This is a genomic window from Crenobacter caeni, from assembly GCF_010435965.1.
Lineage (GTDB): Bacteria > Pseudomonadota > Gammaproteobacteria > Burkholderiales > Chromobacteriaceae > Craterilacuibacter > Craterilacuibacter caeni.
The window spans coordinates 250,806-268,283 of record NZ_JAAGAA010000001.1 but is presented as its reverse complement, the minus strand read 5'-3'; the positions used below and the strand labels follow the sequence as shown (position 1 = coordinate 268,283).

The following is a 17,478-nucleotide window of genomic DNA, read 5'->3' as shown; positions in this document are numbered from 1 at the left end:
GCCATGCGCACCCCGCTGATCGCCACCGGCGTCGTCATCCTCGCCCTGCTCTACCTGCTCGCGCTGGCCACCGGCAACACCTCGGTGCTGTCCGACTACTACTGGCCGGTGTTCGCGCTGAACGCGGCCGTGCTGGCCGGCCTAGTAGGGCTGGTCGTGCGCCAGCTCGTGCGCCTGCGCCGGCGCGTGAAGACGCGGGTATTCGGCGCCAAGCTCACCCAGAAACTGGTGGTGATGTTCTCGCTGGCCGCGCTGGTGCCGGGCATGCTGGTTTTTACCGTGTCCGCCCAGTTCCTCACCCGCAGCATCGAGAGCTGGTTCAACGTGCGCGTCGAGAACGCGCTCGACCGCGGCCTCGACCTCGGCCGCAACGCGCTGGGCTACGTGCTGACCGACCTGTCGCGCAAGGCGCGGGTGGTCGGCAACGACATCGCCGAGCTACCCGAGCCGATGCTGGGCGCCCGCCTGCTACGCCTGCACGAACAGCTCGACGTGCAGGAAATCGCCGTGTTCGCCCGCGACGGCAGCCTAATCGCGTTTGCCGGCCCCGACGAGCTGAGCTACCGGCCCGAACGCCCGCCTGCGAACGAGCTGCGCGCGCTCCAGCCCAGGGAGCCCAGACAGGCGATCGAGACCGGCCGCGGCGGGCGCATCGTCCTCAAGGTCCAGCTCGCGTACCGCGACTACGCCAACGGCGAGCTGCGCGTGCTGCAGCTGGTGCAACCGGCGCCGGAGGCGATCGCGCGCGACGCCGAGCTGATCGAGGACGCGCGCGCCGAATACAGCCAGCTCCTGCTCGCGCGCGACGGCATGCAGGACTTTTACATGATGACGCTGGCGCTGGTCTTCCTGATGGCGATCACCGCCGCGCTCGCCTTCGCGCTGTACTTCTCCGAGCGGATGTCGGCGCCGCTCTCCGAGCTGGCCGCCGGCACCCGCGCGGTCGCGCAGGGCGACTTCTCGCGCCGCCACCCGGTCTACCGGCGCGACGAGCTGGGCATCCTCACCTCGATGTTCAACCGGATGACCCAGCAGCTGGAAGAGGCGCGCCATACCGCCGACGAGAGCCGCCGCCAGCTCGAGGACAGCAAGCTCTACCTTGAGAGCATCCTCGCCAACCTGACCGCCGGCGTGATCGCGTTCGACCGCGGCGGCCACCTGCGCGCCGCCAACTCGAGCGCCGGACGCATTCTGGGTGTGGACTTCTCCGAGCTCGCGCCGTTCGCGCTGACCCAGTGGCCTGCGCAGGTGCCGACCCTGACCACGCTGGTCGAGGTGGTCGAGACGCGCCCCGTCCAGCGCGACGAGTGGCAGCAGCAGATCGAGTACGCGCACGCGGCAGGCGCCCGCACGCTGCTGGTGCGCGTCTCCCGCCTGCCCGAGCAGTCGCAGGGCGGCTGCGTCGCGGTGTTCGACGACATCACAGACCTGGCCCGCGCACAGCGCGACGCCGCGTGGGGCGAGGTCGCCAAGCGCCTCGCGCACGAGATCCGCAACCCGCTCACGCCGATCCAGTTGTCGGCCGAACGGCTGGCGATGAAGCTCTCGCCCAAGCTCGAGGGCGCCGACGCGGCGATGCTCGAGCGGGCGACCGACACCATCGTCAAGCAGGTCGCCGCGCTCAAGCGCATGGTCGACGCGTTCCGCGACTACGCGCGCGCGCCGAAGATCAAGCTGCAACCGCTGGAACTGAACACGCTGGTCGGCGAAGTGCTGGCGCTGTACGAGGGCGACGTGCCGGTCGTCGCCGAGCTGGCCACGCAGCCTTTGCCCATCATGGGCGACGCCGCGCTGCTCAGGCAGGTCCTGCATAACCTGTTATTGAATGCCAAAGACGCCGTTCTTGACGTTGGCATTCCGATGATACACATTAGCAGCCGAAGCGACGGCCATCTGGCAAGGGTCATTGTCGAGGACAACGGCGCGGGTTTCGCGCCCGACATCCTCGCACGCGCCTTCGAACCCTACGTCACCAGCAAGAGCAAGGGCACCGGCCTCGGGCTCGCGGTGGTAAAGAAGATCGTCGAAGAACACCAGGGCCAGATCACGCTGGCCAACCGGGAGACGGGGGGCGCGCGCGTCCTGGTGTCCTTCCCGTTATTGGAGCATGAATGCGAAGCAGCGATATCCTGATCGTCGACGATGAAGTCGGCATCCGCGAACTGTTGTCAGAAATCCTGCAGGACGAAGGCTATACGGTCGCGCTGGCGGAAAACGCCGAAGTCGCGCGCCAGCTGAGGTCGCAGACGCGGCCGGCGCTGGTGCTGCTCGATATCTGGATGCCGGATTGCGACGGCGTGACCCTGCTCAAGGAGTGGGCCAAGTCCGGCCAGCTGACCATGCCGGTGGTGATGATGTCCGGCCACGCCAGCATCGACACCGCGGTCGAGGCGACCCGCATCGGCGCGTTCGACTTCCTCGAGAAGCCGATCGCGCTGCAGAAGCTGCTGTCGACCGTGCAGCGCGCGCTCAAGTACGGCGACATGCAGGCCAATACCTCGCTCAGCCTCGACAAGCTGGGCAAGAGCGAACCGATCCAGGAGCTCAAGCGCCAGCTCGAGCGCGTCAGCAAGGTCAAGGCACCCATCCTGCTGACCGGTGAGCCTGGCTCGGGTTTCGAGCTGGTCGCCCGCTACTTCCACAGCGGCAACACGCCGTGGATCACGCCGGGCAAGCCCGAGCAGCTGTCCGACGCGCCGCTCGAGCTGTTGCAGAAAGCCAACAACGGCGTGCTCTACCTGGCCGAGATCGGCCAGTACAACCGCCGCGCGCAGCAGGGCCTGCTATTCCTGCTCTCCAAGCTCGACCGCTTCAACGTGCGCCTGATCTGCTCGTGCAGCCGCCCGCTGCAGGAGCTGCTGGTCGACCCGGAATGCGATAACCGCCTGCTCACCGCACTCTCAAGCGTGATCGTGCCGATCCCGCCGCTGAAGGACCACACCGAGGACGTGATGTTCATCGCCGAGCAGCTGCTGACCGAGCTGATCGAGTCCAGGCAGGTGCCGGCGCGCCGGCTGACCACCTCCGCGCTCAACGCGCTGCGCCAGTACGACTGGCCGGGCAACCTCGAACAGCTCAAGAGCATCATCAAGAGCCTGGCGCTGACCGCGGAGACCGACAGCATCGACGCGCCCGAGGTCAACAAGGTGCTCTCGCAGTTCCGCCACGAGAAACCGGCCGAGGAAACCGGCTTCGACTTCGGGCTGCCGCTGCGCGAGTTGCGCGAACAGCTCGAGCGCCGCTACTTCGAGCACCACATCGCGCTGGAGAACGGCAATATGAGCCGGGTCGCGCAGAAGGTCGGCCTCGAGCGCACCCACCTCTACCGCAAGCTCAAGCAGCTGGGCGTGCGCTTCTCGCGCAAGCAGACCGAAGAGTAAGCCCGCCTCGCACACAAGAAGGGTCGCCCAGTGGGCGGCCCTTTCCGTTTTCAGCAGTAGCGCTACCTTACAGGTTCTGCGCGATCAGGTGCTCGACCTCGGCAAAATCCATCACGCCGACGTAGCGCTTGAGCACCTTGCCGTCGCGGCCGATCAGGAAGGTGGTCGGCGTCAGCTGCACGTCGCCGAAGGCACGCGCGACGCTGCCGTCGGCGTCGAGCGCGACCGGGAACGGCAGCGCGTTCTTCTCGGCGTACGTCTTCACGTAGGCCGGCGGGTCGTAGCTCATCGCCACGGCGACGATCTCCAGCCCCTGGGGGGCAAGTGTCTGGTACATCTTCTTCATCTCGGGCATTTCCTTCACGCAGCCCGGGCAGGACGTCGCCCAGAAGTTCACCAGCACGACCTTGTCCCTGAGCGACGCCTGCGTCAGCACCCGCCCGTCCAGCGTGCGGTAACTGACGTCGGGCGCGGCGTTGCGCGAGAACGCGAAATAACCGAGCCCGGCGAGCACCACGAGCAGGACGACGGCGATCAGCCCCCGCTTCATGCCGTCGCGTCCGCTTGCTGCAGGCCGGACAGCAGCGTGGCGAGCTCGCCCTCGATCTGTACCGCGCGCCCTTGCTTGCTGTCGTACGCAACGAAGGTCACGTCCGCCTCGGCAACCAGCCGGCCGCTGCCGGCCAGGGTCACCCGCTGGTGGATCACCGCCGAGCGGTTGCCGACCGACTTGACCGAGGTCAGGATTTCCAGCTCGTCGCCCATGGTCGCCGCGTGGCGGTAGTCGATGTTGATGTTGACGACCACCAGCGCAATGCCCGAGGCGAGGAAGGCCGGCAGGTCGGCCCGGTCCTCGAAGTAGGTCCAGCGGGCCTCCTCGAGGAACTCGAGGTAACGCGCGTTGTTGACGTGGCTGTACAGGTCGAGGTGGTAGCCGCGGACCTTGATCCGCGTGAGATGGTGCGCCATGGTTTCTCCTTGTTGGCGTCGGCTCAGGATTCGAACGGACGGAACGCTTCGCGCGCGAGCGGCGCGTCGGCCAGGTCGGTCACCACCGGGTGGATCTCGACGTCGAACCAGGCGCGGAAGACGTCCAGCGTGCGCGGCGTCGGCCACAGCGTCTGATCGTCGCACCAGTCGGCGAGTTCCGCCTCGAACAGGTCGTCCATGCGCTCGGCGAGCAGGGCGGCGATCTCGTCAAGGTCTTCCGCGACCGGGATCAACAGCGCGTTCGCGCTGTCGCGCAGCGCGTCCAGCGTGACGTCGGCCTGCTGGCCGGGCAGCGCGAGCAGCCAGTCGGCAAAGGGCTGGCGCGGCTTGAGCAGCACCAGCGAACGGTTCACTTCATACATGGGAAAGGCTCCAGGTTCAGCCGCCCGCCAGGCTGTTGTCAGTGGTGAACGACCACTTGCGGGCGATCTGCAGCGACGAGAATTTCGCCGCCAGCGCAGGGGGGAAAGGCGCGAAGGGGGCGGACATGCGCACGATGCGCACCGCGGCGTCGTCCAGCAGCGCGTGGCCGGAACTGCGCGTGACGTCGACGGACAGCAGACGGCCGTCCGCGCCGACCACGACCTTGAGCTGCAGGCTGCCGAATACCCCCTGCCGGCGCGCCTCGTCCGGGTAATTGAGCCGGCCGACCCGCTCGATCTTGATCCGCCAGTCTTCGACATAACGCGCCCACTCGACACCGTAGGCGTTGACGCCGAACACGCCGCGCTTGGGCGCCGCGTCGTTCGGCGAGAAGCGTTCGGCACGCTCGCCGATTTCGGGCACCGCCAGTTCGCGCGCCTGCGCAAGCAGGGTGTCGGCGCTAAGCGGATCGGCACGCCCCGCGTCCACGCTGTGCGCTGCCTGCGGGCGGGTCAGCCGCTGTGGCCTTGTATCGGCGTCCTTGGCTCCGGCCTCGGCCGGAACCTGCAAGGCTTGCGGCGCCGGCGGCGCACTCGCCCGCGCACCGGCCGTGGCGTCGCCTCCGCCCGCGCTGTCCGCTTGGGCGAGCACGTCCGGCTGCTTGGGTTTCTCGCCGCTCGGCGCGTGCAGCACGCTCACGTGCAAGGCGGGCGCCCCCTGCGGCTTGGCCGGCTGCCAGTGCTTGAGCGCTGGCGCGGCAAGGAACACAAGATGCAGCGCGATCGACAGGGCGATCGCGAGCTGGATCAGGATGGGGCTGCCGGTGCGGGCAACGGCGCCGGCAGGCGCGGCGGCCGCTCTCACGCGCCGCCGCCAGGGAATGAACGGGTCATACCCGCGAGTTTAACGCACCAGCAGGCTGCGCAACATCCACGCGGTCTTCTCGTGCAGTTGCAGGCGCTGGGTCAACAGGTCGGCCGTCGCCTCGTCGCCACAACGCTCGACCGCCTCGAACAGCGAGCGCGCGGTACGGCACACCGCCTCGTGGCCGGCGACCAGCTGCGCGATCATTTCCTCGGCTGCCGGTACGCCGCGTGCTTCCTCGATCGAGGTCAGGCGCGCGAAGTCGGCGTAGCTGCCCGGCGCGAAGTGGTCGAGCGAGCGGATGCGCTCGGCGATCAGGTCGACGGCGGTCGACAGTTCGGTGTACTGCTCTTCGAACATCAGGTGCAGCGAACGGAACATCGGGCCGGTGACGTTCCAGTGGAAGTTGTGCGTCTTCAGGTACAGCGTGTAGGTGTCGGCGAGCACGCGCGACAGGCCTTCGGCGACGACGGTACGGTCCTGGTTGGAAATGCCGATATCCATGGTAAGACTCCTCTGGTGAGTGGTTGGATCAGGGATGCACTAAAATACCCGCTTTGCCCCCACCGCGATTTGACGCAGATGAAACCCTGGCTTACGCCGCGCCCCGGCGGCTTCCGGCTGACGCTCTACATCCAGCCCGGCGCCCGCAAGACGGAATGCGCGGGCGAACACGACGGCGCGCTGAAGATCCGCCTGGCGGCGCCGCCGGTCGAGGGCAAGGCCAATACCGCGCTCATCGCGTGGCTGGCCAAGACGCTCGGCGCGGCGCGGCGCGACGTGGTGCTGGTTTCCGGCGACAAGAACCGGCACAAGCTCGTCGACGTCGACACTGCACTTAACGCCGACGAAATCGCGGCTCGTCTGGGTTATTTGTGAATCCTGCGGTCGGGGTCGACCGTCTCGTCGACGCGGGTGTATTCGCCCTCGATCGCGCCGTCGCCGGCCGGGCCGGCCTGACCGCTCCCGCCGCCGAAACCGCCGGCCGGCGGCACCTTCAGGCTGGGGCCCTTCAGGGGCAGCAGCAACAGCACGGCCAGCACGTCGCTGATGAAGCCGGGGATCAGGAACAGCACGCCGGCGAGCAGGAAGCGCAGCGGCCACAACAGGCCGTACAGCGAGACTTCGCCCGGCTTGCGCAGCACCGCGCCCAGCGTCAGCAGGGCGCCGACTTTCTGGTTGCGCAGCATCAGCACGCCGATCAGCGCGCTGACGATGACCCAGCCGAGCACGAAGCCGCCGCCGAAATGGTCGGCCATGTAGACAAGGGACGCCACCTCGAGGAAGGGGTAGGCGAGAATCAACAACAGGATTGCGCGCATGAGGCTCCGATACGCATGAAAATAATGTTCGTCATCTGCAACACGCCGGACGAAGTCACCGCCGGCCGCATCGCCCGCACGCTCATCGACGAGCGCCTGGCCGCCTGCGTGAACCAGTTGCCCCCCTGCCGCTCGGTCTACCGCTGGCAGGACGCCGTCGAGGAAGCCGTCGAGGTGCCGCTGCTGATCAAGACCACCGCCGGCGCGTATCCGGCGCTCGAGGCGAGGTTGCAGGCGCTGCACCCGTACGACGTCCCGGAGATCGTCGCCTGGGAGGCCGCGGCTGGCCTGCCCGCCTACCTTACATGGGTCAGCGGGCAGGTGATTTCAAGCCGCACGGACTAAAGCGTTTCGAACGCGCACAGCCTGCAAGGTTCAGCCCGTGACATAAAAAGGCGTCAACCGCAAAACAGCTTGACGCAACTTTGGGCAATCGGTATAGTCTCGATCTCTCTTGATCTGGATTGGCATGCAACTAGCCGATTCGGGACAAGAAGCCCATGCCTTGGGGGTCGTTAGCTCAGCTGGTAGAGCAGCGGACTTTTAATCCGTTGGTCGCAGGTTCGAATCCCGCACGACCCACCACCAAGACCCGGCACGGGGGTCGTTAGCTCAGCTGGTAGAGCAGCGGACTTTTAATCCGTTGGTCGCAGGTTCGAATCCCGCACGACCCACCACAATGCAAGCCCGGTATCCCGGGGTCGTTAGCTCAGCTGGTAGAGCAGCGGACTTTTAATCCGTTGGTCGCAGGTTCGAATCCCGCACGACCCACCACATACCACCGGCGCCCGTTTTCGGGTCGTTAGCTCAGCTGGTAGAGCAGCGGACTTTTAATCCGTTGGTCGCAGGTTCGAATCCCGCACGACCCACCAAGATCAACCCTCCCAGGTTCGCCTGCGGAGGGTTTTTCGTTTGCGCCGGCGGCTGTTAAGCTTGCAGGAATAATACAAGGAACCCTATACGCATGACCCGACCGCTCGCCGCCGCGCTTTTCGCGCTCGCCTCCCTGCCCTGCCTTGCCGGCCCCAGCCAGGATCTGCTCTCCGCGCAGATGGTCTACCAGCAGGCCGACAGCCAGCACTCGGCCAGCCAGAAGCGGCTCGCCGCCGCCCAGGAGGCCCGCCGCATGGCCGAAGCGCGCGTGATCGACGCGCAGGCGCTGCTGCAAAAAGCCGACGGCGAACTGGCCGCAGCGCAGGGCGCGGCCGCCGCCAGCGACGCCGCGCTCAAGGACGCGGCCACCCGCCTCGACGCCGCGTGGCAGGCGAAGCAGGCGGCCAACTGAGAGCTCAGAGCGTGTTCACGGTCTCGCGAGCGAGCGCGAGACAAGGCGAAAACGGCTGAGAAAGCGGAATGTACAGCTCGTACATGAGCATTTCGCAGCCGTTTTTAACGCCGTATCGCCGATGCGCAGCAAACCGTGAACAGGCGCTCAGGCGTCAACGCCGTAGGTATCGCGGTAGGCCTTGACCGCCGCGCGGTGCGCCGCGAGCGCCTCGCTGCCGTCGATGAAGGTCATCAGGTCTTTCAGGGTCGCGATCGCGACCACCGGCAGGCCGTATTGCTGCGAGACTTCCTGCACCGCGGACAGCGCACCGGTGCCGCGCTCCATGCGGTCGAGCGCGATGGCGACGCCGGCAGGCTCTGCGCCGGCCTTGCGGATCAGTTCGACCGACTCGCGCACTGAAGTGCCGGCGCTGATCACGTCGTCGATGATCAGCACGCGCCCCTTGAGCGGCGCGCCGACCAGGGTGCCACCCTCGCCGTGGTCCTTGGCTTCCTTGCGGTTGTACGCGAACGGCACGTTGCGGCCCTCTTCGGCCAGTGCCATCGAGGTGGCGGCGGCGAGGATGATGCCCTTGTACGCCGGGCCGAACAACATGTCGAAGCCGACGCCGGAGGCGAGGATGGACTTCGCGTAGAAACGCGACAGCGCGAGCGTGCTCGCGCCGTCGTTAAAGAGGCCGGCGTTGAAGAAATACGGCGACAGACGGCCGGCCTTGGTGACGAACTCACCGAACTTCAGCACTTGCTTGTCGAGTGCGAAACGGATGAAATCCTGGCGGAAATCGCTCATATAAACCCCTCGTTCTGAATTCTATCCACAGCCTTGCGGCCAAACGGCGGCAAGCATACCACGGGAGACCCCCCTTGCTCCGCGTCATCAGCGCCAACCTCAACGGCATCCGCTCCGCCGACAAGAAGGGCTTCTTCGACTGGCTGGTCCGCGAACCGGCCGACATCGTCTGCGTGCAGGAACTCAAGGCACAGGCCGGCGACCTCTCCGAGCGCATGCGTGCGCCCGACGGGCTGACCGGCTACTTCCACTACGCGGAAAAGAAGGGCTACAGCGGCGTCGGCGTCTACACCCGCCACACACCGGACGCCGTCATCGAGGGACTGGGGGTCGACTGGATCGACGCCGAGGGCCGCTACCTCAGACTGGACTTCGGCCGCCTGACCGTGATCTCGCTGTACCTGCCCTCCGGCTCGAGCTCGGATGAGCGCCAGCAGGTGAAGTTCGACTTCCTCGACGTGTTCCTGCCCCACCTCACCCAACTGATAGCCGAGGGGCGCGACGTGGTGATCTGCGGCGATTGGAATATCGCGCATAACGAGATCGACCTGAAGAACTGGAAGAGCAACCTGAAGAACTCGGGCTTCCTGCCCGAGGAGCGCGCATGGATAGGCGATTTGTTCAGCCGCGTCGGCTGGTGCGACGTGTGGCGCACGCTGTATCCGGACACGCCCGGCTATACCTGGTGGAGTAACCGCGGCCAGGCCTACGCGAAAGACGTCGGCTGGCGGATCGACTACCACGTCGTCTCGCCGTCGATGATGGACAAGGCGCGCGCGGCCAGCGTGTACAAGGGCGAGAAGTTCTCAGACCACGCGCCCTTGATCGTCGACTACGCGTACACGCTGCCATGTTCGGCCTGATCGAAGACGACGAGGTATTCCTCGTCACCGCGCCCGGCTGGGGCAGTTCGGGCGCGCAGCACTGGCAGACGCGCTGGGAGAAGGGCTACCCGCTCGCCTGCCGCGCCGAAATGCCCGACTGGTTCGCCCCCGAGCGCGGTCCGTGGCTCGCGGCGCTCACCGCCGCCATCGCCGCCTGCCCGGGGCGGGTGGTGGTCGCCGCGCACAGCCTGGGCTGCCACACGGCCGTCGACTGGGTACTGTCGCTCCCGCTCGCCGAGCGCAAGCGCGCGCACGGCCTGCTGCTGGTCGCGCCGCCCGCGCTGCCGATCTTGGACGAGGCGGCCTCGGACGCCGGGGTCGTGCCCGCCGGCACCCCCTTGATGCCTTTCAGCGGCTTTGACGCGCCACGCCTGCAGCGCCTGCCCTGCCCGGCCATCGTCGTCGCCAGCCGCAACGACCCGTTCTGTCCGTTCGCCGAGGCGACGCAGATGGCCGCCGCTTGGGGCGCGCGCCTGATCGACGCGGGCGACGCCGGACACCTGGGCGACACTGCCGGGCTTGGCGCCTGGCCGGCTGGCCAGAAGCTGCTGCAGCAGCTGATGCTCGGCTAGCCCGGTGAATCGGCGGCTCCGGCCCAGTCAAGCGGAGCGCCGCCGCCGTACAGATAGCCCCAGTCGCGCGGCAGGGTGTTGTTGTTGCCCTTGGAGACCAGCAGCTGGTGGATGTCGAGATCGCCCGCACGGAAGGCGGCCGAACAGCCGCGCAGGTACATGGTCCACATGCGCTCGAAACGCGTGTCGAACATCGCGAGCACCTGCGGCGTCACCGCCTTGTAGCGCTTAAGCCAGCACTGCAGGGTCTGCGCGTAGTGCAGGCGCAGGCTCTCCATGTGCACCAGCTGGAAGCGGTGCGCCGGCAGCGCCGACACCAGCGTCTCCGGCGCCGGGATATAGCCACCGGGAAAGATGTATTTCTCTATCCACGGGTTGGTCTCGCGGCTCTCGGGGCCGGTAATGGTATGCAGCAGCATCAGCCCGCCCTCTTCCAGCACGTCGCTCGCGCGCGCGAAGAAGTCGTGGTGGTGGCCGCGGCCGACATGCTCGAACATGCCGACGCTGACCACCCGGTCGAAGCGCTCGACGTTGCCGTCGAGGTCGAGGTAGTCCTGCAGGCGGATGTCGACGCGCCCTTCCAGCCCGGCCGCGCGCACGCGCTCGCAGGCGCCTGCGCGCTGTTCCTGCGACAGCGTGATGCCGACCACCCGCGCACCGCGGCGCGCCGCCGCGATCGCCATCTCGCCCCAGCCGCAGCCGATGTCGAGCAGCCGCGTGCCCTCGCCGACGCCCAGCTTGTCCAGGCACAGCGCGACCTTGTTGCGCTGCGCGGCCTCCAGCGTATCGTCCGGCGTACGGAAGTACGCGCACGAATAGGTGAGCGTCTCGTCCAGCCACAGCCGGTAGAAGTCGTTGCCGATGTCGTAATGGTGGCGCACGTTGTGGCTTTGCCGCTCGCGCCGCGCGGCGAGTTTCTCGCCCAGCCAGCCCAGCGCCTTGCCGGTGCCGCGCCCGATCAGCGTGGCGGAGCCGGCGACCATGGTCGCGAGTAACGCATCCCACGAGCCGTCGATCTCGAGCGCGCCGTCCATATAACACTCGCCCAGATAGACGACCGGCTCGTCCGGCGCGCCGTCGGGCTCGCGCGTGAAGCGCAGCGTGAAAGCGGGCTCACCTTGCCCGTAGAGGATACGGTCGCCGTCCCAGTATTCGACGGCGAATGGCCGCGGCCCGTTTAGCCCGGCGAACAAGGACCGCAACAAGGTTTTGAGCATGCCTGCCTCCGTGGTCTGTACCTGCATCCATACGGGATAGGCGAAACCACGACGAAAGCAAAGAGCGCCCGCGTCAGCCGGCCTCGACCGGACGCGCCGGGTCGCTACACCATTCGCTCCACGAGCCCGGGTACAGGCGGCCGCCGGGCAAGCCCGCATGCGCGAGCGCGAGCAGGTTGTGGCAGGCGGTCACCCCGCTGCCGCACTGGTGGACGGCCGCCTCGGCCGGCACGCCGGCGAACAGCTGGCGCCACTCGGCAGCGAGCGTTTCCGTCGCCTTGAAGCGGCCGTCGGCTGCGAGGTTCTGCATGAACGGGTGGTTGCGCGCGCCGGGGATATGGCCGGCGACCGGGTCGATGGTCTCGTTCTGCCCGGCGAAACGGTCGGCACCGCGCGCGTCGACCACCATGAAGGCAGGCGCGGCGAGATTGGCCAGCACTTCGGCACACGATACCGTGCCCTCCAGCGGCGCTCGCCGGCTGAATACGGCGCCTTGCGCCGCCGGCACGGCGGTGTCGAGCTCGCCGCCGGCTGCCAGCCAGGTGGAGACACCGCCGTCGAGCACCGCGACCTCGGCGTGCCCCATGAGGCGCAGCAGCCACCACGCGCGCGCGGCGAACATGCCGCCTGCGTCGTCGTAGGCGACCACCTGCCGCCCGTCGCCGACGCCGAGCGCGGCGAGGCGCGCGGCGAGCGTGGCAAGCTCTGGCAGCGGGTGGCGGCCGTTGCAGCCGGTCTTGGCGCCGGAGAGGTCGTGGTCGAGGTGCAGGTAGTGCGCGCCGGGCAGGTGGCCTGCGGCGTAGGCGCGCGTGCCGTAATCGGGGTCGGCAAGCTGGAAACGGCAGTCGAGCAGCACGGCCGGGGCGGTGCCGGCCTGCAGTGCGTGCAGCGCCCCACCGCTGATCAGGGTCTGGAACATGGGCAAACTCCTCGTGGATCGGTCACGGCCAGCCTAAGCCGCCCGCCATGCCGATGGCAAGAGGTGCGCTCAACCCAGCAGGATCAGCCCCCACACCGCAGCGACGATGACAAGCCCGGTCAGCTGGGCGGCGCTGCCCATGTCCTTGGCGCGGCCGGCCAGCGGGTGGCGCTCGAGCGAGGTGTGGTCGACCGCCGCCTCGATCGCCGAGTTGAACAGCTCGATCACCAGCGTCAGCAGCACGCTGGCGACCATCAGCGCGCGCTCGGCGCGGCTGACGTCGAACACGAAGGCTGCCGGCACCAGCACCAGCGCGAGCAGGAAGAGCTGGCGGAACGCGGCCTCGTGGCGGAAGGCGGCCGCGTAGCCCGCGAGCGAGTAGCCGAAGGCGTTGATCAGGCGGCGCACGCCGCTTTTGCCCTTGAACGGGCTGATGGAGTCGGACTTCATGGTTGTTCCAGCGTATGGACGACGGCGGGTTTGACCAGCCAGTGGATGCGGCGCGCGAAGGAAGGCGATAGCCAAGCTTCGCCGGCGCCGTCGACCAGCAGGATATCACGCACGCCCATCCTGCGGGCATAGGCGGCCGCCTGCTTGGGGCCGGCAAAATAGAGCGGCTTGCTCACCGCGTCCGACTTGAGCCCGGCGCCCGCGCCCGACGCGAGCACGGTCGCCGCCTGCAGCGCGCAGCCGGTGTTGCCGTCGCGCGGGTCGACCAGGTGGCAGTGGCGCGTGCCGCCCGCCTCGAAGTAGCGCTGGTAGTCGCCCGAGGTGCCGATCGCCTCGCCGTCGGCCAGCTCGACGCTCGCCATCGCCTCGTTGCGGCGCGGGTGGCGGATGCCGACCGTCCACGGCGAGCCGTCGGCCTTCTGCCCCAGCGCGATCACGTTGCCGCCGATATTGACCAGCGCCGAGCGCACGCCAGCCGCCTTGAGGCGCGCGTACGCGCGCTCGAGCGCCCAGCCCTTGGCGACGCCGCCCAGGTCGAGCGCGACTTCGGGCTTGCTGCTGGCGATGCGCCCGCCCTGCACGCTGACGTCGGAGAGGCGCGGTTTGGCGCCGACCAGCGCGGCAAGCTCGGCGGCGCCTGGCGTGACCGGCGCGTAGTTGTCGGCGTGAAAGCCCCACAGCCTGACCAGGCGGCCGATCGCCGGCGAGAAGAGCCCGTCCGACGCCGCCTCGATCGCGCGCGAGCGCGCGATCAAATCTGCAAGATCAGCGCTCACCGGCGCCGGCTCGCCGCGCGCAAACGCGTCGTTGATCGCGACGATTTCGGAGCCCGGCTGCCACGCGTGCAGCCGCTTGTGCAGCGCGTCGAGGTCGGCGAGCACGGCGCCGACCGCACGGCGCGCGTCAGCCTCGGCCGCGCCGTCGACCGTCACCTCGATGCGGGTGCCGAAGGCGTACGCCTCCTGCCGGTAGGGTTCGCGCGCGCCGCACGCCGACAGCAACAAGAGCGCGGCGAGCGCCAGCGCCCTCATGCGCCGGCGCAGGCGCGCTCCAGCGCGTCGATATAGAGGCCGGCCACGTCGAGGCCGGTCTGGTCCATGATCTCGCGGAAACAGGTCGGGCTCGTCACGTTGACTTCGGTCAGGTAGTCGCCGATCACGTCGAGCCCAGCGAGCAGGATGCCGCGGCGCTTGAGTTCGGGGCCGACCGCCTCGGCGATCGCGCGGTCGCGCGCCGACAGCGGGCGCGCCTCACCACGGCCGCCGGCGGCGAGGTTGCCGCGCGTCTCGCCGACCGCCGGGATGCGCGCGAGGCCGTAGTCGACCGGCACGCCGTCGATCACCAGCACGCGCTTGTCGCCGTCGCGGATCTCGGGGATATAGCGCTGCGCCATCACCGTGCGCGTATCGTGGCCGGTGATGGTCTCCAGGATCACGTTGAGGTTGGCGTCGTCCGGGCGCAGCCGGAAGATGCCGGCGCCGCCCATGCCGTCCAGCGGCTTGACAATCACGTCCAGGTGCTGGCGTACGAAGGCCTTGATGCGGGCGCTGTTGCTGGTGACCAGTGTCGGCGCGGTCCACTCGGCGAACTTGAGGATGGCGAGCTTCTCGTTGAAGTCGCGCAGCGCCTGCCCGCTGGTGAACACCTTCACGCCCTGCTGCTCGGCCAGCGTGAAGAGCTGGGTCGCGTACAGGTACTCGAGGTCGAACGGCGGGTCCTTGCGCATCACCACGCAGTTGAACGCGGACAGCGGCAGCCGCTGCGCCGGCTCCTTGCGGAACCAGACCTTGTCGTCGCCGGTCAGGGTGACGCTGCTGGCGTCAACCAGCACGCGGCCGCCCTCGACGGACAGGTCCCCCGCCTCGGCGAACGAGAAGGCATGCCCGCGTGCGTGCGCGGCCTCCATCATCGCAAAGGTGGTGTCCTTGTAAGTTTTGAAGGTCTCGAGCGGGTCGGCGATGAACAGGATGCGCATGTCAGGTCTCGCAATAGGGGGCACGGGCCGGCGTCATGCCGGCCGCAGGGTTGGGGCGCCTCAGGCGTCCGGGTCGGTCGCTTCGAGTTCGAGCGCCGCGGCCAACAGCGCGAGGCGGGCGATCACGCCATAGGCGTAGAAGCGGTTGGGCGGGCAGTCGGGCGCGCCCTGCTTGTCCGGCAGGCACGCGCACTCGAAGGTCAGCGGTACGAAGTGCATGCCCGGCGCGTTGAGGTTCTCGTCGATGCCGCGGCCGGTGTGCACGCGGTAGAAGCCGCCGATCACGTAGCGGTCCATCATGTAGACCACCGGCTCGGCGACCGCCTCGTTGACCGTCTCGAAGGTGTACACGCCTTCCTGCACGATGACCTCGGAGACCTCCAGCCCCTCCTTCACCACCGACATCTTGTTGCGCGCCTTGCGGTTGAGGCCGATCACCTCCTCGCCCTTCTTCACGCTCATCACGCCCATGCCGTAGGTGCCGGCGTCGGCCTTGACGATCACGAAGGGCTCCTGCTCGATGCCGTGCTCGGCGTACTTGGCACGGATCTTCGCCAGCATCCCGTCGACGGTCGCCGCCAGCGCCTCCTCGCCCTGGCGCGAGTGGAAGTCGAGGCCGGAGCACTGTTCGAAGTAGGGGTTGATCGTCCACTGGTCGATCGAGATCAGCTCGGCGAACTCGCGCGCGACCTCGTCGTACGCGGCGAAGTGGTTGGACTTGCGGCGCACCGCCCAGCCCGCGTGCAGGGGCGGCAACAGCGACTGCTCGAGGTTCTGTAGCAGCGGCGGGATGCCGGCGGACAAGTCGTTGTTGAGCAGCACGACGCAGGGGTCGAAGCCGTCGGCGAGCTTCAGGCGGTTGCCCGCGCGCACGATGGGCTCGACGGTCAGCGTGCCGCCGCTGGCGGTGGAAAGCTTGGTCGGCTCGGTCACTTCGGGGTTCAGTGTGCCGACGCGCACCTTGAGCCCGGCCTGCTCGAAGATGTGCACCAGCGTCGCGACGTTCTGCAGGTAGTAGGTGTTGCGGGTGTGGTTCTCGGGGATCAGCAGCAGGCTACGCGCTTCCGGGCACACCTTGTCGACCGCGCTTTGCGCGGCCTGCACCGCCAGCGGCAGGAACTCCGGGTTCAGGTTGTTGAAGCCGCCGGGAAACAGGTTCATGTCGACCGGCGCGAGCTTGAAGCCGCTGTTCCTCAGGTCCACCGAGCCGTAGAACGGGGTCGCATGCTGGTTCCAGCGGGTCCTGAACCAGTGCTCGATCTGCGGCTGCGCGGCGAGGATGCGGCGCTCAAGTTCGAGCAGGGGCCCCTGCAAGGCGGTGGTCAGATGCGGTACGGGCATGGCTTTCCCATCGATCAGTCATTTGTAATCTTGTGATGATGGGGACGCCGGCCGCGCACTTCAAGCGCCGGCACGTCCCCGCGGCAGCGGCAATTCCTCGCCGTAACTCGCCAGGTACAGCCCGGCGAGTTTCTCCCAGTCGAAGAAATGGTTCTGCGGGCCGTTGCTGGTGACCTTGATCGCGCCGATCACGTTGGCCAGACGCCCGGTCACCCGCCAGTCCAGGCCGTGGCGGATGCCGTACAGAAGGCCGGCGCGGAAGGCGTCGCCGCAGCCCATCGGGTCGATCGGCGGCGCGTCCATCTGCACGCGCGGGATCAGGTGCACGCTGTCGTCGGCGTAGATCTCGGCGCCCTTGGAGCCGCGGGTGACGATCAGCGCCTTCACCTTGGCGCGCAGCATGTCGAGGGTCAGCCCGGCGCGCTCGCGGATCAGCTCGCTCTCGTAGTCGTTGATCGCGAGGTAGCTCGCCATCTCGACGATCTCGCGGATCTCGTCGGCCGACAGCAGCGGCAGCTCCTGGCCCGGGTCGAACACGAAGGGGATGCCCGCGGCGTAGAGTTCGCGCGAGTGCTGCAGGAAGGCCGCACGGCCGCCCGGCGACAGGATGGCGACGTCGACCGCGTCGGGCACGTCGGCGATATGGTTGCTGTCGCCGTAGTTCATCGCGCCGGGGTGGAACGCCATCAGCTGGTTGCCGTCGCAGTCGGCGATGCCGAAACATTGCGGGGTATACTGGCCGGGGATCACCTTCACGAAACGGTCGTCGACGCCGAAGTGCTTCAGGTGCTGGCGGTAGGGCGCGAAGTCCTCGCCGACCGCGCCCATCAGGATGGGCTTCTCGCCGAGCATGGCGAGGCTGTAAGCGATATTGCCGGCCGGCCCGCCAAACTCGCGGCGCATGGTCGGCGCGAGGAAGGTGGTCGAGATCTTGTGCAGCTGGTCGGGCAGGATCTGGCTGTCGAAGCGGTCTTCGAACGAAAACAGGGTATCGTAGGCGATCGCCCCGCAGACTAGGATGGCCATGCTCACTCCGCAGCAAAATCAATCGGTGATTCTAACACGACAGGTTTGGCCGGCCAGACGGGCCGACGCGCCGACACCCCCGTACAGGACAAGATAGT

21 protein-coding genes and 4 tRNA genes are annotated in these 17,478 nt (G+C 67.9%); 11 read left to right on the top strand and 14 right to left on the bottom strand.

All coding sequences use genetic code 11. The features are described from left to right. Positions 1–3: 3 nt before the first annotated feature. The gene (locus GZH52_RS01320) at positions 4–2,133 is read left to right on the top strand and encodes a sensor histidine kinase (RefSeq protein WP_163314739.1); all 2,130 of its coding nucleotides are present in this window, start codon (positions 4–6) and stop codon (positions 2,131–2,133) included. Continuing rightward, the gene (locus tag GZH52_RS01315; protein ID WP_163314738.1) at positions 2,112–3,380 is read left to right on the top strand and encodes a sigma-54-dependent transcriptional regulator; all 1,269 of its coding nucleotides are present in this window, start codon (positions 2,112–2,114) and stop codon (positions 3,378–3,380) included. The genes GZH52_RS01320 and GZH52_RS01315 overlap by 22 nt, the downstream gene beginning before the upstream one ends. A 67-nt stretch (positions 3,381–3,447) precedes the next feature. On the opposite strand, the gene GZH52_RS01310 is transcribed toward GZH52_RS01315, so the two are convergent. The 5 genes from GZH52_RS01310 to GZH52_RS01290 are packed head-to-tail and all read right to left on the bottom strand — an operon-like array spanning position 3,448 to position 6,101. Further along, positions 3,448–3,930 carry a peroxiredoxin family protein gene (locus GZH52_RS01310; RefSeq protein WP_163314737.1) on the bottom strand — a complete coding sequence of 161 codons (483 nt, stop codon included), beginning with the start codon at positions 3,928–3,930 and terminating at the stop codon, positions 3,448–3,450. Further along, on the bottom strand, positions 3,927–4,349 hold the full coding sequence (locus GZH52_RS01305) for an acyl-CoA thioesterase (RefSeq protein ID WP_163314736.1): 423 nt from the start codon (positions 4,347–4,349) through the stop codon (positions 3,927–3,929). Before GZH52_RS01305 ends, GZH52_RS01310 begins: the two co-directional genes overlap by 4 nt. Positions 4,350–4,372: 23 nt before the next feature. Further along, positions 4,373–4,732, bottom strand: coding sequence for a VacJ (locus GZH52_RS01300; RefSeq protein WP_136551548.1), 360 nt, complete (start codon positions 4,730–4,732; stop codon positions 4,373–4,375). A 16-nt stretch (positions 4,733–4,748) separates the two neighbouring features. Then, positions 4,749–5,597 carry a TonB family protein gene (locus tag GZH52_RS01295; protein WP_163314735.1) on the bottom strand — a complete coding sequence of 283 codons (849 nt, stop codon included), beginning with the start codon at positions 5,595–5,597 and terminating at the stop codon, positions 4,749–4,751. A 39-nt stretch (positions 5,598–5,636) separates the two neighbouring features. Beyond that, positions 5,637–6,101, bottom strand: a complete 465-nt coding sequence (locus GZH52_RS01290; protein ID WP_163314734.1) for a Dps family protein — start codon at positions 6,099–6,101, stop codon at positions 5,637–5,639. Between the two features lie 78 nt (positions 6,102–6,179). Here GZH52_RS01290 and GZH52_RS01285 point away from each other — a divergent pair, with 78 nt between their 5' ends. Further along, on the top strand, positions 6,180–6,476 hold the full coding sequence (locus tag GZH52_RS01285; RefSeq protein ID WP_163314733.1) for a DUF167 domain-containing protein: 297 nt from the start codon (positions 6,180–6,182) through the stop codon (positions 6,474–6,476). Here the strand turns inward: GZH52_RS01285 and GZH52_RS01280 are convergent. Further along, on the bottom strand, positions 6,467–6,919 hold the full coding sequence (locus GZH52_RS01280) for an FxsA family protein (protein ID WP_163314732.1): 453 nt from the start codon (positions 6,917–6,919) through the stop codon (positions 6,467–6,469). The two genes, GZH52_RS01285 and GZH52_RS01280, sit on opposite strands and share 10 nt — an antisense overlap. A gap of 15 nt (positions 6,920–6,934) precedes the next feature. Between GZH52_RS01280 and cutA the strand changes: the two genes are divergently transcribed. From cutA to GZH52_RS01250, 6 genes are all read left to right on the top strand, one after another. Then, complete coding sequence (cutA, locus tag GZH52_RS01275; protein ID WP_349290621.1) at positions 6,935–7,264, top strand: divalent-cation tolerance protein CutA; 330 nt, start codon at positions 6,935–6,937, stop codon at positions 7,262–7,264. A 164-nt stretch (positions 7,265–7,428) separates the two neighbouring features. Further along, positions 7,429–7,504, top strand: a tRNA-Lys gene (locus tag GZH52_RS01270). 16 nt (positions 7,505–7,520) lie between these two features. Continuing rightward, positions 7,521–7,596: transfer RNA gene (locus GZH52_RS01265), tRNA-Lys, on the top strand. A gap of 21 nt (positions 7,597–7,617) precedes the next feature. Next, a tRNA-Lys gene (locus tag GZH52_RS01260) sits at positions 7,618–7,693 on the top strand. 22 nt (positions 7,694–7,715) lie between these two features. Next, positions 7,716–7,791: transfer RNA gene (locus GZH52_RS01255), tRNA-Lys, on the top strand. A 92-nt stretch (positions 7,792–7,883) separates the two neighbouring features. Beyond that, the gene (locus GZH52_RS01250; RefSeq protein ID WP_163314731.1) at positions 7,884–8,204 is read left to right on the top strand and encodes a hypothetical protein; all 321 of its coding nucleotides are present in this window, start codon (positions 7,884–7,886) and stop codon (positions 8,202–8,204) included. Between the two features lie 147 nt (positions 8,205–8,351). Here the strand turns inward: GZH52_RS01250 and pyrE are convergent, their stop codons facing one another. Beyond that, complete coding sequence (gene pyrE, locus GZH52_RS01245) at positions 8,352–8,996, bottom strand: orotate phosphoribosyltransferase (protein ID WP_163314730.1); 645 nt, start codon at positions 8,994–8,996, stop codon at positions 8,352–8,354. A 74-nt stretch (positions 8,997–9,070) separates the two neighbouring features. On the opposite strand from pyrE, the gene GZH52_RS01240 reads away from it, so the two are divergent. Together GZH52_RS01240 and GZH52_RS01235 are read left to right on the top strand one after the other, a co-directional pair. After that, entirely contained in the window at positions 9,071–9,859 is a 789-nt protein-coding gene (locus GZH52_RS01240) for an exodeoxyribonuclease III (RefSeq protein ID WP_163314729.1), read from the top strand. After that, positions 9,847–10,452 carry an RBBP9/YdeN family alpha/beta hydrolase gene (locus GZH52_RS01235; protein ID WP_239057964.1) on the top strand — a complete coding sequence of 202 codons (606 nt, stop codon included), beginning with the start codon at positions 9,847–9,849 and terminating at the stop codon, positions 10,450–10,452. The genes GZH52_RS01240 and GZH52_RS01235 overlap by 13 nt, the downstream gene beginning before the upstream one ends. Here GZH52_RS01235 and GZH52_RS01230 read toward each other — a convergent pair. The 7 genes from GZH52_RS01230 to GZH52_RS01200 form a co-directional block, all read right to left on the bottom strand. Beyond that, positions 10,449–11,669 carry an SAM-dependent methyltransferase gene (locus GZH52_RS01230; protein ID WP_163314728.1) on the bottom strand — a complete coding sequence of 407 codons (1,221 nt, stop codon included), beginning with the start codon at positions 11,667–11,669 and terminating at the stop codon, positions 10,449–10,451. The two genes, GZH52_RS01235 and GZH52_RS01230, sit on opposite strands and share 4 nt — an antisense overlap. Positions 11,670–11,742: 73 nt before the next feature. Beyond that, on the bottom strand, positions 11,743–12,588 hold the full coding sequence (locus GZH52_RS01225) for a sulfurtransferase (RefSeq protein WP_163314727.1): 846 nt from the start codon (positions 12,586–12,588) through the stop codon (positions 11,743–11,745). Between the two features lie 69 nt (positions 12,589–12,657). Next, positions 12,658–13,038: a diacylglycerol kinase gene (locus GZH52_RS01220; RefSeq protein ID WP_163314726.1), complete on the bottom strand. Its 381-nt coding sequence runs from the start codon at positions 13,036–13,038 to the stop codon at positions 12,658–12,660. Continuing rightward, a complete protein-coding gene (locus GZH52_RS01215; protein WP_163314725.1) occupies positions 13,035–14,069 on the bottom strand; it encodes an FAD:protein FMN transferase in 1,035 nt (344 codons plus the stop codon). Before GZH52_RS01215 ends, GZH52_RS01220 begins: the two co-directional genes overlap by 4 nt. After that, a complete protein-coding gene (gene gshB / locus GZH52_RS01210) occupies positions 14,066–15,013 on the bottom strand; it encodes a glutathione synthase (protein ID WP_163314724.1) in 948 nt (315 codons plus the stop codon). The genes GZH52_RS01215 and gshB overlap by 4 nt, the downstream gene beginning before the upstream one ends. Positions 15,014–15,073: 60 nt before the next feature. Continuing rightward, positions 15,074–16,354, bottom strand: a complete 1,281-nt coding sequence (gene gshA / locus GZH52_RS01205; RefSeq protein ID WP_163314723.1) for a glutamate--cysteine ligase — start codon at positions 16,352–16,354, stop codon at positions 15,074–15,076. Between the two features lie 60 nt (positions 16,355–16,414). Next, positions 16,415–17,380 carry a carbohydrate kinase family protein gene (locus tag GZH52_RS01200; RefSeq protein ID WP_163314722.1) on the bottom strand — a complete coding sequence of 322 codons (966 nt, stop codon included), beginning with the start codon at positions 17,378–17,380 and terminating at the stop codon, positions 16,415–16,417. Positions 17,381–17,478 lie beyond the last annotated feature (98 nt).